This window comes from Planococcus sp. CPCC 101016 (assembly GCF_007859295.1).
GTDB lineage: Bacteria > Bacillota > Bacilli > Bacillales_A > Planococcaceae > Planococcus.
Genome location: NZ_VOHB01000002.1, coordinates 908,281 through 922,538 on the forward strand (window position 1 = coordinate 908,281; position 14,258 = coordinate 922,538).

Genomic DNA, 14,258 nt, shown 5'->3' on the forward strand with positions numbered 1-14,258 from the left:
CACAATGATCGACACGCACGCCCATATCCTGCCCGGACTCGACGACGGAGCAGAAACGATGGAACAGACAAAACGGATGCTTGAAAAAGCAGTCGAAGAACAATTGACTGGCATTATTACCACACCTCACGCCTTTCACCCGAACTTCAATACCAACCTCGCAGCCTTAAATAGACAATTGGAGCTGGTCAATAGCTATATTGCACAAGAGCAGCTGCCGATTAAGATATATAGCGGACAAGAATGCCGTCTAAGTGAGAAATTGCCCGAGAAGCTGGCTGCAAAAGAAGCATTGACGATGGCAGGTTCTCGTTACGTACTATTGGAGTTGCCGTCATCTGGAATTCCTGCATATACGGTACCCATTATCCAGCAATTGATTACCCGTAACTATGTACCGATCATCGCGCATGCTGAGCGCAACCAAGGAATTATTGAAAAGCCTGAACGCTTGAAGAAGCTGTTACTGCATGGTGCGCTGGCTCAAGTTACAGCAGGGTCCGTTGCGGGCAGTTTCGGTAAAGCGATTCAACGCACAGCAATGAGTCTGATTGATGCGAATTTGATTCATGTTTACGGGTCAGACGTACATAGCTTAGACAAGCGACCATTCCTTTTTAACGAAGGTCTCGATTACTTAGAAAAGAAGAATCAGCACGAAATGGTCGATATTTTCTTGGAGAACAATGATCGTATCCTGTTGGATGATCATTTACATGTATTAGAGCCAGAAGACATCCGTAAAGGTAAATGGTGGAATATATTTGCATAAAAAACAATAAAAAAGTATTATTTTGTTTCAAAAATCCTATCATTTCCATTTCATAGTATGTTAGAATGAGAAAAGATTTTTACCCATATATGAATAAAGTATTGGATATCGAAAGGATTGACCTCTATTGTCTTTGAAAAACCGTGTCTCATTACTCTTAATAGTCGATTCATTTATCGTTTTTTTCTCTGTATTTGTCGGCTATTACGTGCTGTATCCCTACAATGCCGTATTACAAAACAAATTTCTTCTAGCAAGTGCGTTGACAATCTTCATCGCACACCACGCTTTGGCCATGTATTACGGTCTGTACCGAAAAGTCTGGGAGTATGCTTCGATTGGGGAATTAACTTCCATTTTCAAAGCAGTCAGCTGGTCAATACTAGTGATTGGATTGGTGCAGTATCTATACCGTGGAGATGTTCTGTTTCGTGCATTGGCTATTACCTGGATGCTTCATCTCATCCTAATTGGAGGATCACGCCTGTCTTGGCGCTTGTTTCGCGACAAGAAAATCAAACATAAGAATTCTGACTTAAAGCGCACCTTGATAGTCGGAGCAGGAAAAGCTGGAACTTTAGTGGCGCGCCAATTACTGACGAATCCCGAAAACGGCTTACTGCCGGTCTTGTATGTTGACGATGACAAGAACAAACAAGGTCTTGATATTTATGGGGTACGGGTGATACACGGAAATACAATAAACGTTGCCGACATCGCGAAGGATAATCTGATCGACACCATTATCATCGCGATTCCGTCGCTCGGTAAACAGGAAACAGCTGAGCTGATCAAAACCTGTATGGACTCGGGTATTCGTACACAGACGATTCCGATGATTGAAGACATCATGACAGGTAAAGTATCGGTGACAGATATCCAGGACGTTAAGATTGAAGACCTATTGGGTCGCGACGAAGTTAAGTTAGATATGGACAAAATCGCGAATCAGTTAACCAGTAAAACAATTCTTGTTACAGGTGCCGGGGGTTCGATAGGATCAGAAATATCCCGACAAATTGTACGATTTGGGCCGAAGAAGTTATTGCTTTTAGGACATGGTGAAAATTCAATCTATCTGATTGATATGGAGCTCCGGCAAAAACTGTCTCCTGATACAGAAATTATTCCAATCATCGCGGATGTCCAAGATCGCGAACGCATAATTGACATCATGAATACATATAAACCAGATGTGGTCTACCATGCAGCAGCGCATAAACATGTCCCCTTAATGGAAGGAAATCCGATGGAAGCAGTCAAAAACAATGTCTACGGAACGAAGAACGTAGCGGAAGCCGCTCATCTAAGTGGTGTAGGTAATTTCGTTATGGTTTCGACTGATAAAGCAGTAAATCCACCGAACGTCATGGGCGCAACAAAACGCTTTGCTGAAATGATTGTTCAAAATCTCGCGAAGCGGAGCGATACAAAATTCGCAGCGGTACGATTTGGTAATGTTCTGGGATCTCGTGGATCAGTAATTCCTCTATTTAAGAAACAAATTGCGGCAGGCGGTCCTGTTACTGTAACAGATCCGCGCATGACTCGTTACTTCATGACGATTCCAGAAGCTTCGAGACTTGTTATTCAAGCGGGGACCTTAGCTGAAGGTGGAGAAGTATTTGTCTTGGATATGGGCGAGCCTGTTAAGATTGTTGACTTGGCTCAGAACCTGATCCGTTTGTCTGGCTATGCAGAAGGCGAGATTGGCATCAATTTTTCAGGTATTCGTCCTGGAGAGAAGTTGTTTGAAGAATTGTTGAATGACAACGAGATTCAAACCGAGCAGGTATTTCCGAAGATTTATATTGGGAAGGCGAATCCGGTAAGTGAAGGCGAGTTGACTTATTTGCTGGATAAGTTGCCTGATATGCGGAATGATGAGGTTAAGGAAGTATTGGTTTCTTTAGCTAATAGAAAGAATATTGATTTAAGAGATAAAGAGTTACTGAAAGTAAGTAATTAATAGAAGAGATAATTTCCAAATAAACTAGATGGATAGGTTGAGGAAGGATGCAAGAAAATGGCAGAGCGGATTTTTCTTTCATCGCCACATATGAGCGATGAAGGCTATGAGCAGCATTATGTAAAAGAAGCATTCGATACTAATTGGATTGCGCCTCTTGGTACAAATGTAAACGAATTTGAAAATGAATTAGCAGCTAAAGTAGGTTCGAAAGCTGCAGCAGCACTGTCTTCCGGTACCTCAGCTATTCACTTAGCTTTAAAAGCAGCGGGAGTCAAAAAAGACGACATCGTTTTTTGTTCAACATTGACGTTCTCGGCAACAGCGAATCCAATTATCTATCAAAATGCCATTCCGGTTTTTATCGATAGTGATTATGAGACATGGAATATGTCACCGAAAGCATTAGAAGAGGCTTTTGAAAAGTATCCTCAAGTTAAAGCTGTATTGTTAGTCCATCTATATGGTTTATCGGCAGATATGGATCAAATTATAGCACTTTGTAAAAAATATAATGTTGCATTGATTGAAGATGCGGCGGAATCGCTGGGAACTTATTATAAAGGTCAACACACAGGAACATTTGGGGACTACGGAATCTTCTCTTTTAATGGCAATAAGATCATCACCACTTCAGGTGGTGGGATGCTTGTATCCAACAATGAAGAGCGTATTTCAAAAGTTAGATTCTGGGCTACACAATCTAGAGACCAAGCGAGACATTACCAACATAGCGAATTAGGTTTTAATTATCGAATGAGCAATGTGGTTGCGGGTATCGGTAGAGGTCAGCTTAAAGTGTTGGATGATCGAGTGGCGAAGAAAAATTATATATACAATTTTTATAAGAGTAACCTTAGTGACCTTGAAGGTGTAGAATTCATGCCGGGCAATGATTGGGACAAACCGAATTACTGGTTGAGCGCCATGACATTGACTGGTAAGGTTCGTCCGGTTGAAGTAATGGATGCTCTTGAAAAAGTGAATATTGAGTCACGACCTGTTTGGAAGCCAATGCATATGCAGCCTTACTTTGAGAAGTATGACTTTGTCGGGACGGATGTCTCTGAAAAATTGTTTAAGAATGGAATTTGTTTACCGAGTGATACGAAAATTACGGATGAGCAGTTAGAAAGAGTAATAAAGATTATTCGAGAGTTGTGGGAATAAGTATGAACGGAACAAATGGTGGGATATACAAACAATTTTTGAAACGTCCAATGGATTTTATTCTTTCTTTAATAGCAATTATCGTTCTTAGTCCAGTGTTCTTTATTGTGGCGGTTCTTGTTCGGACAAAATTAGGAAGTCCAGTGCTATTTAAACAAGAACGACCAGGATTGAACGAAAAAATTTTTTCAATGTATAAGTTTCGATCGATGACTGATCAAAGAGATTCAAAGGGAAACTTATTACCTGACAGTATTCGTTTGACCAAGTTTGGTAAGTTCTTAAGATCGACTTCCTTAGATGAACTGCCAGGCCTTTTAAACATTTTAAGGGGCGATATGTCCATTATCGGACCAAGACCTTTATTAGTTCAATACTTGCCATTGTACAATGAGTTTCAAAAACACCGTCATGATGTTAGACCTGGCTTGTCAGGATTAGCACAGGTAAATGGTCGTAATGCAATTAGCTGGGAAGAAAAGTTCAAACTCGATGTAAAATACGTTAACAAAGTTAGCTTTATAGGCGATTGGAAAATTATATTTCTTACATTGAAAAAAGTATTTATTCGAGAAGGTATTAGTTCGGATACTACTGTTACTATGGAAGCTTTTAAAGGGAATGATACGTATGAACAAAGTTGAGAAAGAAAAACTTCTTATAATTGGTGCTAGCGGCCACGGGAAAGTAGTAGCTGATATAGCCTTTAAGATGAATAAATGGCAACGTATTGCTTTTTTAGATGATGATGAGACTCTGAAAAAATCCCTTAGTCTTGATGTGATAGGAAACTCAAAAGATTTGAAGACATATGTTGATGAATGGGATATCTTTGTGGCTATAGGTAGCAATTCCACAAGAGAGAAAATTCAAGAAGCATTAAATGATTTAGCAGCAACTATACCAGTATTAATTCACCCACAAGCCGTTATTGGAGAAGAAGTCGAAATAGCGAAAGGTACAGTAGTGATGGGGGGTGTAATTATTAACTCTTCAACTAAAATCGGAAGAGGTTGCATCATTAATACTGGATCTACTATAGATCATGATAATTTTATTGAGGATTTTGTTCATATCTCTCCGGGGGTTCATTTAGCTGGGACGGTAAAAGTAGGCAGTCGCTGTTGGTTAGGAATAGGTAGTATTGTTAGCAACAATATATCTTTACACAGAGATTCCAAAATCGGTGCAGGTGCAGTAATGGTGAAAGATACGATAGAATCTGGTCTATATATTGGGGTTCCGGCAAGGAGAGCATAGAATATGAAAAAAAATGTATGGATATGGAATCATTATGCAACAAATATGTTTAAAGACCAAGCAGGCCGACATTATTGGTTTGCGGAAAATTTAAAGAACGAAGGATATAACCCTACTATTTTCTGCGCATCAACAATACATAATTCTGATGAAAGTATTGATACCGGAAATCAAAAGTACTTAAGTAAAAATTCCGGAGAGATACCTTTTGTTTTTATCAAAACACCTAAATACGGAAATGACGGAAAAAAAAGAGTATTGAACATGTTTACGTTTTACAAGAATCTTTTCGTAGTTGCAAAAGAATATGCTGAGAAATATGGAAAACCAGATGTAATTTTAGCTTCGAGTGTCCATCCTTTGACTATGGTAGCGGGTATAAAGATAGCGAAAAAATTTGGTATACCTTGTATTTGTGAGGTAAGAGATTTATGGCCAGAAAGCATAGTAGCATATGGTGTATTAAGTAGAAAAAACCCTTTTATAAAAGCTTTATATCAAGGTGAAAAGTGGATTTATCAGAATGCTGACTCTGTAATTATGACTTGGGAAGGCGGAAAAGATTATATAGTTGATAAGGGCTGGAAAGAGGAAATCGATTTAAAAAAAGTTAGTCATATAAGTAACGGTGTAATAATAGATACTTTTGATAAAAATAGTTTGGAGAATAAAATAAGTGACTCGGATTTGGATAGCCAAAAATTTAGAAATATAGTTTATGCAGGATCTATAAGAAAAGTAAACAATATTGGAATGCTTTTAGATGCAGCTAAGATTATTCAGTCCGAAGGAATAGAAGATATCAAAATACTCATCTATGGTTCAGGCGATGAAAGTGAAATGTTAAAACAGAGATGTGAAATAGAAAATATAAATAACGTTATTTTTAAAGGTAGAGTTGAAAAAAAATATATTCCAGCAATTTTAAAGAAGTCACATGCTAATATTTTACATAATTCTAGCACTTCATTAGATAAATACGGTCAAAGTCAAAATAAGTTTTTTGAATATTTAGCTGCTGGAAAACCTATAATTCAAACCTATTCTACCGGTTACAGTATTTGTGAGAGTACTAAATGCGGAATAAGTGCTATTAAACAGAGTCCTGAAGACATTGCCAAAGCAATTATTAGACTTTTCGAAAGTGAAGTTGGCAGCCATGAAATGGGTAATAATGCAAGAAAAGTAGCTTACACTTATGATTTTAAAGTATTAACTAAAAAGCTTGTTGAGGTAATTGAAAACATATAAAAAGGGGATATAAGAATGAAATTATTTGAAGAAATTATAAAAAATAAAGAAAAAATAGCTGTTATTGGTTTAGGTTATGTGGGTATGCCAATAGCAGTTGCATTTGCAAAAAAAGTAAAAGTAATTGGATTCGATTTAAATACTAGTAAAATTGATTTATATAGATCAGGAATCGATCCAACAAATGAAATTGGTAATGAGGCTATTAAGCATGCAAAAGTCGATTTTACGTCAGATGAGGTGAAATTAAGAGAAGCTAAGTTTTTTATTGTAGCAGTCCCTACTCCTATTAATTCAGATAAAACTCCAGACTTAGCACCTGTAGAAGGGGCAAGTAAAATTATTGGACGAAACCTTAGCAAAGGTTCCATAGTGGTATATGAATCAACAGTATACCCCGGGGTTACTGAAGATATATGTATTCCGATTTTAGAAAAAGAGTCCGGACTAAAGTGCGGAACTGATTTTAGTGTAGGTTATTCCCCAGAGCGTATTAACCCGGGTGATAAAGTACATACTTTAGAAAAAATAATTAAAATTGTTTCAGGAATTAATAAAGAAAGTTTAGAAGAAATCGCCAAAGTATATGAACTTGTCATTGAAGCTGGAGTACATAGAGCAAGTTCTATAAAAGTAGCAGAAGCAGCTAAGGTTGTGGAGAATAGTCAACGTGACATAAATATTGCATTTATGAATGAACTTGCTATGGTTTTTGATCGTATGAATATTGATACTAATGAAGTGATAGAAGCGATGAACACTAAATGGAATGCTTTAAAATTCTATCCAGGCTTAGTTGGGGGACACTGTATAGGTGTAGATCCATATTATTTTATATATGAAGCTGAGAAGTTAGGATATCATAGTCAAATTATACTGTCTGGTCGAAAAATTAATGATGGTATGGGGAAATTTATAGCAGAGGCCACTATAAAAAAATTAATACTTGCAAACAAAGTTGTAAAAAAAGCAAAAGTAGTAATATTAGGACTTACATTTAAAGAAAACACTCCAGATACAAGAAATTCTAAAGTAATAGATATTATTGAGAATTTAAGAGAATATGGAATAGATCCGATTATAGTGGATTCTGAAGCAGATCCAAAAGAAGCTAAAAGAGAATACGATATTGAATTAACTAATTTTAATGATGTCAAAGATGCTGATTGCTTAATTTTAGCTGTGGCACATAATGTGTTCAAAGAAATTTCACTTACTAAACTGGATTCTCTGTATGGAAAAATGGAAAAAGAAGAAAAAGTACTCATTGATATAAAAAGTATATTAGATGAAGAAGAAATTATAGACAGAGGCTATAGTTACTGGAGATTGTAGAATATTAAAAGGAGGGCTGGTTAAAATAAAAATTCTACATGTAAATTCCTACTTTAATGGAAGCCTTTTTTATAAAAACTTATATGAAAAACAAATTCAAAAGAAGATGGATATAGAAGTCTTTGTTCCGATAGCGAAAAATGATAAGGAAAACATTTCTAATCATGGGAAATATATAACGGTAAGCCCTAACTTCAAAAAAATAGATAGATTTTTTTATCATATAAAACATTATAAGATTCACAAGAATCTTCAAAAAAAATATGATGTAGAAAATTTTTCTCTAATACATGCTCATTCTCTTTTTTCTAATGGATATATAGCAATGAAGATGAAAAAAAAGTATAGTTTGCCTTACATTGTAGCTGTGCGAAATACAGATGTGAATATATTCTTTAAAAAAGTAATTTACTTAAGAAAAACTGGGGTTAGTATATTATTACACGCACAAAAAATCATATTTTTATCAGAAGCTTATAGAGAGGTTGTTATTGAAAAGTATATTCCCGAACTTAAAAAAGAGGAAGTGAGAAAAAAATCCGTTGTGATTCCGAATGGAATAGATGATTTTTGGATAAATAACTTAGGGAGTAACAGAAGTTTAGAAAAAAACTTTAATCTCAAATTACTATATGTTGGTGAAATCAATGAAAATAAAAATATAACAAGTACACTTCAGGCTATAGAGTTGCTAAAACAAAAAGGTTTCTCAATTGAATTTACTATAGTAGGAAAAATTACAGACGAAAATATTTATAAAAAAATTACAGAAAAATCTTATGTGAATTACATAACGCCTCTCAAAAAGGAGGAGTTATTACATGTATATAGAAGTCACGATATATTTATCATGCCTTCATTAAAAGAAACCTTTGGATTAGTATATGCTGAAGCTATGAGTCAAGGGTTGCCAATTATTTATACAGAAGAACAAGGATTTGATAGACAATTCGAAAATGGTTTTATAGGATACTCAGTAAACCCGCTCGATTCTAAAAATATTGCCGAAAAAGTTCTTGAAATTATAGATAAATACAATTATTTGTCTATTAATTGTGTGTCGAGTATTGATAAGTTTAATTGGTCTAATATTGAAGGTACATACAATGAAATTTATACTAGTGTAGTGTCGGAAAAGGAAGATATAAATGAATGATTACACGATAAACTTAAACAAAGTGACACTTTTTTTCGTTCTTTTCTTATCAATACTTCCATTTTTAAATATAGGTTCTTTTGGAGTACCCGTATTGTATTTATTAACACCAATTGGAATGTTTATATTATTAATTCTTCTACTAGGAAAAATTGCAATTCCGTATGTGTTAAAGCCAATTTTAATTATTTGTGGAATGATAGTTTTAGAAGTTTTTCTTTCAGCTTTCTACGGTTCAGTTTCAGCCTTTGGGACTTTTAAATTCCCGACAGATTCTATTCAGTATATTGTGCGCTTTTTGTTTTTAATTTCATTTTCGATAATATTTTATAAGAATAAAGTAGATGCTAAAGTTTTTATTAAATACTTTTTAATAGTCGCAAACATAGGTATGTTGATAGGTGTTTTACAGTGGATACCTTGGGCAGGAAGGTTATTTCTTGTAGAAATGTATCCTTTCACAAAAGTAGATATTCAGTTAGCTCATCTAGATAGATCCTTGCATGCAATAAGAGTTCATGGAATAGCACAATTTGCCACAGCAAATGGTGGACTAGCCACTTTCTTTTTTATATTTGCATATTCTGTATATAAATACTCTAGTCATTACAAACTACTTTCAATTTCTCTGATATTTCTTTCTATCTTAAATATAGTCACCAGCCAAGCCAGAGCAGGGATGTTAGCTCTTGTATTTGCTGTAATTTTATTATATTTGATAGATGTCTATATTTATAAAAAAAGTTTTAAACCTACTATATACTTTTCTGTTTTGATAATAGTCGTCTACGCTTTTGGATATTCTTTGTACCAAGCAGGGAACGAATTTGTTGAAACTATAGTATTTAGATGGACTGAGTTATTTAAAACAAATGGCGGTGAAAGAACAGATCAAATAGAATATGGAATTAGTTTATTAGATAGCCCCATGGATTATTTATTTGGATTATCTAAAGTATTTCAAAGCCAAGGAGATTTAAATTTTTTCATTGAAGTAGAACCAGTAAATATACTAGTTCTTTATGGAGCAATAGGATTTTTCTTTCAATATTCTTTAATATTATTTATTTCAATGTATTTCCTGAAAAACATCAAGAGAAACATAAATAATAAAGAAGTTCTAGTATTAATCATAGCTTCTTTAGTAGGTCTTTTAAGTTATCAAGTTTTTTCTACAGGATACTATTTTTATAGAGAAATAAGAGTTGGCCTATTTCCATGGATTTTAATGGGTGTGGCAATTGGAGTTAACGAAATGTATAAAAAAGAAGAGATATCTGCGAATCAAAAAAAAATTAATTTTAAATCCTAAGAGAGTTTTGTAGTAGATAGGAGAAATAAAGCATGCGTAGTAATATTATTATATTCTCACATAATACACATAGTTTTTTAAAAAATGAAATAATTTATGCAGCTAATACATTTAAAAAAGTCATATTTATATCACCCTATAACGAAGAATTAAAAGAAACTATTAATGGCTTTTCGAATGTGGAATACTTATCTTATAACAGTATAACTTTACGAAATAGTTTATTGAAATCTATAAAAAAAGTTACAAACAAATATGTCCTAATTGAATTATTCGAGGGAATTCGAAGTGGATTATTTACAAAGTCATATCTGAAGAGAGTATTAAGTTTTTTGGCATTTCAAAAAATGTTTGATGATTTTTTAGAAAAAAAAATTAAAGTTTCTAAAGAGGATTCAAAAAATTGGGTTTTTTATTCTGCATGGTATTATGGAACGGCCTTTGCAATGGCGTTATCCAAAAAAAAATTACCTGATATCAAAGTAATTTCATTGGCCCACTCTTTCGAAATTGATAGAGAAAAAAATCTCTATACAAACTTACTGTTTAGAAAGCTATATCACCCCCTATTGGATCAAGTTAGCTTTATTAGCAGAAACGTATTCGAAATGTATAAGACAGATGTAGTAAATCCTTTAAAACTTACTTTAGAAAATATAAATATTAACTATTTAGGAACAAAAAAATTATTAAAAGGAAAAAGTGTGGCTTCGGCAGATAACAAGTTAAGAATTGTATCATGCTCTCACCTAGTTCCGATAAAAAGAATAGACATGATATTTAGAACTTTAGATGATATGACTGGGATTGAAATTGTATGGACTCATATTGGAGACGGCACTGAGATGGAAAAGGTTAAGAAGCTAGTTAGCTCAAAAAAAAATTCTAAACTGCAAGTAAACTTACTCGGATCTATAGAAAACAAAAAAATTCATGAGTTTTATATAAATAATCCTGTTGATATATTTATTAATACTAGTGCATCTGAAGGGATACCAGTAACTATAATGGAGGCACTTGCTTATGGAATACCAGTAGTCGCTACTGATGTAGGAGGAAATTCTGAAATTGTAAAGAGTGACTTTGGGAAAATTATCAGTAAAAACCCGAATCTTTCAGAAATTGAGGAAGCCATTATTTCTATTAATAATCTTTCAATTGAGAAAAAGGATAATATGAGGTTAAGTGCATCAGAATTCTATCAAAGTAATTTTAACTCGGATAAAATAAGAAAAGATTTCTTTGAAATCTTGAGTGCAGATTAATGTAAGAAAACAGTTCTTAAAATACAAAAAAATATTCAACTAAATTTAAGTGAAGATAGGAGAAACAATGAAAATATTAATTGAAAACACCGTTCCATTAAATAATGGTGATGCAGCTTTGATTTTTTCAGTAGGTGAAAAATTTGAAGAGAGGGGGCATGAAGTTTATTATAGTGTTCCTCACTTAAAGAAAATCAAGGAAATATATCCAGAAAAAAACTGGATTCAATCCTTTTTACCATTAAGAGTAATTAAAATCCCAGTAGTTGGACTAATTATATTAAGTATGTTGTTGATCTCATCAAAAGAACATAGAAATTTTGATGCAATAATCTCAGCGCCAGGAGGATATATCAATAGCTACTACAGCTTTAAAAGACGTCTTCAATTAATGACTTTATATAAATTTTTATTAAGGAAGAAAATTTATATGTATTCTCAATCTATAGGACCTTTTAAAGGGAAAGACTCAAAAATATTTGCTAAATATGTTAAACACTTTAATTTATTTTATGTAAGAGATGACATTTCTATGAATAGAACTTTGGAGTTAGGAAACTTTAAGAATTTGTATCAAACAAAAGATGCTGCATTTTTATTAGAAACTATTGATTATTCCAAAATCAAGAACAATAAAGTTGCAATTTCAGTTAGAGAGTGGAAATTCGATGATAGAAGTGAGAAAGTTTATTTTGATTTAATCAAGAGCATTGTAAATTATTTTTATGAAAACGGATATGAAATTACTTTCCTATCAACTTGTCAAGGAGAGCCTATGTATAAAGATGATTCTATAATAGCAAAGAAAATCTACAGTGAACTGGATAAAAAAATTCAAAATAGTGTAAAAGTGGATGATAGCTTTTATAACTTACAGGATCTTAGAAAAAGACTAACAAATTTTGATTTTGTAGTTGGAACACGTTTACATATGTGTATATTATCATGGTTATCTGGTACTCCTGCACTTAACATTTCTTATGAGGAAAAAGGAAAAGAGAGTTACAAATACTTAAATATCGAGAAATATTCGATAGATTATAACCATTCTGGAGAAATTGATACAGTTTTAAGTAACTTTGTAAACGAAAGAAAATTTTCAGAAGTATTTAAAAAAATCAATTATGTACAAAAAGAATCGAATGAGAACTTTAATAAGTTATATACAGATATTAAGGAGTAAATGCCGTAGTTCAGTAAGATTTCCAGTGTAAACTACTACTCTCTAAAACATTATATTAATAAAACAGAATGAAAGTTGTAAATGTTAAGGAGATAAAATGAATAGTTATAAGAAACTTTTAAATAATTCTTTGATCTTCGCAGTTGGAAGTTTAGGTGTGAAATTAATATCTTTATTTCTTCTTCCATTATATACATTTTATTTGACGCCTAGCCAATTCGGCACTGTAGATTTAATGACCGTAACGGCAACTCTTGTCATTCCCATTTTTACTTTAAGCATTAGTAACTCTATTTTAAGATTTGTAATGGATAAAAACTATGATAAAGAGTCAGTTTTAATCAATTCTTTATTTGTGAGCGCTTTAGGTATATTTGTTTTAATACTAAGTTATCCGCTTATAATATTAATTTTTCCATTTAAAGAATATATTGAGTATTACTACATTTTTTTAGTGGTGCAAATCTTAAATAGTTTACTAGCACAATATGTTAGGGCAAATGGCAGTGTTAAATTATTTGCAATAAATGGGATTGTTACATCGCTACTTCTATTAGTAAGTAATGTGCTTTTTTTAGTAATCTTAGAAATGTCAATTAAAGGATATTTATTAAGTTTTATTACAGCATTTACTTTAAGCAGTGTCTTTATCTTTTTTTACGGGAATATCAAAAAAGATATCAATGTCAAAAAATTTAATAAACCACTTTTAAAAGAAATGTTAATTTTTAGCATCCCCTTAATTCCTAATGCACTAATGTGGTGGATTATGGGGGTATCCGATCGTTATTTAATTACGTATTATATGGGTTTGAGTTCAGTAGGTTTGTACGCAGTAGCGGTAAGAATACCAAGTATTTTAAATATTATTAACTCAGTTTTTTTTCAAGCTTGGCAGATGTCAGCAATTGAAGAAGCTGATTCTAAAGAGAAATCTCTATTTTATACAACAGTATTTAATGTTTTTTCGCTTACAATGCTTATTATGACATCTCTAATACTTCTATTCTTGAAGTTACTAATGGGATTAATTGTTTCAGATGCTTTCTTCGAAGCTTGGAGGTATGTTCCTTTTTTACTTCTTGGAGTTGTTTTTTCTAGTTTTTCTGGGTTTTTAGGTACTAACTATATAGCATCGAAAAAAACTGCGGGAGTTCTTAAGACTTCAATAATAGGTGGACTATTGAATATAACTTTAAACATAATTCTAATTCCAATATTGGGTATTAACGGAGCAGCTATAGCGACGATGATAAGCTTCTTTATAGTTTGGGTATTGAGAATTAGAGATACTAAGAAATTTGTAGAAATAAAACTAAATACATTCAAACTTTCCTTTACAATTTCATTAATTTTCCTCCAAATATTTATCATGTATTGTAATATTAATCAAGGTGATTTATTGGAGTTATTTATATTTATTATAATTGTCTTAATTAACTATAAAGAAATAGTTTTGTTACTTAATAAAGTAAAGAAGAAAGTATTGAAAAAATAAATTTATTTTTTTATTATAACTAAATTATTATTTAAAGATGGGACAATTCTTGAAACTTTAAGTTTAATTTAGTTGAATTATAAGTTT

At 32.8% G+C, this 14,258-nt stretch carries 12 protein-coding genes; all 12 read left to right on the forward strand.

The window, feature by feature from the left end:
• Nucleotides 1-4 precede the first annotated feature (4 nt).
• The 12 genes from FQV26_RS04250 to FQV26_RS04305 all read left to right on the forward strand — a co-directional run bounded on the left by FQV26_RS04250 (nucleotide 5) and on the right by FQV26_RS04305 (nucleotide 14,171).
• Complete coding sequence (locus tag FQV26_RS04250) at nucleotides 5-772, forward strand: tyrosine-protein phosphatase (RefSeq protein WP_146556121.1); 768 nt, start codon at nucleotides 5-7, stop codon at nucleotides 770-772.
• A gap of 127 nt (nucleotides 773-899) precedes the next feature.
• Nucleotides 900-2,741 carry a polysaccharide biosynthesis protein gene (locus FQV26_RS04255; protein WP_146556122.1) on the forward strand — a complete coding sequence of 614 codons (1,842 nt, stop codon included), beginning with the start codon at nucleotides 900-902 and terminating at the stop codon, nucleotides 2,739-2,741.
• 57 nt (nucleotides 2,742-2,798) lie between these two features.
• A complete protein-coding gene (locus FQV26_RS04260) occupies nucleotides 2,799-3,911 on the forward strand; it encodes a DegT/DnrJ/EryC1/StrS family aminotransferase (protein WP_146556123.1) in 1,113 nt (370 codons plus the stop codon).
• 2 nt (nucleotides 3,912-3,913) lie between these two features.
• Nucleotides 3,914-4,555, forward strand: coding sequence for a sugar transferase (locus FQV26_RS04265; protein ID WP_146556124.1), 642 nt, complete (start codon nucleotides 3,914-3,916; stop codon nucleotides 4,553-4,555).
• Nucleotides 4,542-5,171: an acetyltransferase gene (locus FQV26_RS04270; protein ID WP_146556125.1), complete on the forward strand. Its 630-nt coding sequence runs from the start codon at nucleotides 4,542-4,544 to the stop codon at nucleotides 5,169-5,171. The genes FQV26_RS04265 and FQV26_RS04270 overlap by 14 nt, the downstream gene beginning before the upstream one ends.
• Nucleotides 5,172-5,174: 3 nt before the next feature.
• Nucleotides 5,175-6,422 carry a glycosyltransferase family 4 protein gene (locus tag FQV26_RS04275; protein ID WP_146556126.1) on the forward strand — a complete coding sequence of 416 codons (1,248 nt, stop codon included), beginning with the start codon at nucleotides 5,175-5,177 and terminating at the stop codon, nucleotides 6,420-6,422.
• Between the two features lie 15 nt (nucleotides 6,423-6,437).
• Nucleotides 6,438-7,757 carry a nucleotide sugar dehydrogenase gene (locus FQV26_RS04280; protein ID WP_146556127.1) on the forward strand — a complete coding sequence of 440 codons (1,320 nt, stop codon included), beginning with the start codon at nucleotides 6,438-6,440 and terminating at the stop codon, nucleotides 7,755-7,757.
• Nucleotides 7,758-7,788: 31 nt separating this feature from the next.
• Entirely contained in the window at nucleotides 7,789-8,913 is a 1,125-nt protein-coding gene (locus FQV26_RS04285) for a glycosyltransferase family 4 protein (RefSeq protein ID WP_261384314.1), read from the forward strand.
• On the forward strand, nucleotides 8,906-10,225 hold the full coding sequence (locus FQV26_RS04290; protein ID WP_146556129.1) for a hypothetical protein: 1,320 nt from the start codon (nucleotides 8,906-8,908) through the stop codon (nucleotides 10,223-10,225). Before FQV26_RS04285 ends, FQV26_RS04290 begins: the two co-directional genes overlap by 8 nt.
• Nucleotides 10,226-10,257: 32 nt before the next feature.
• Nucleotides 10,258-11,490 carry a glycosyltransferase gene (locus FQV26_RS04295; RefSeq protein ID WP_146556130.1) on the forward strand — a complete coding sequence of 411 codons (1,233 nt, stop codon included), beginning with the start codon at nucleotides 10,258-10,260 and terminating at the stop codon, nucleotides 11,488-11,490.
• 67 nt (nucleotides 11,491-11,557) lie between these two features.
• On the forward strand, nucleotides 11,558-12,673 hold the full coding sequence (locus FQV26_RS04300; protein WP_146556131.1) for a polysaccharide pyruvyl transferase family protein: 1,116 nt from the start codon (nucleotides 11,558-11,560) through the stop codon (nucleotides 12,671-12,673).
• Nucleotides 12,674-12,770: 97 nt separating this feature from the next.
• A complete protein-coding gene (locus FQV26_RS04305) occupies nucleotides 12,771-14,171 on the forward strand; it encodes an oligosaccharide flippase family protein (protein ID WP_146556132.1) in 1,401 nt (466 codons plus the stop codon).
• Nucleotides 14,172-14,258 lie beyond the last annotated feature (87 nt).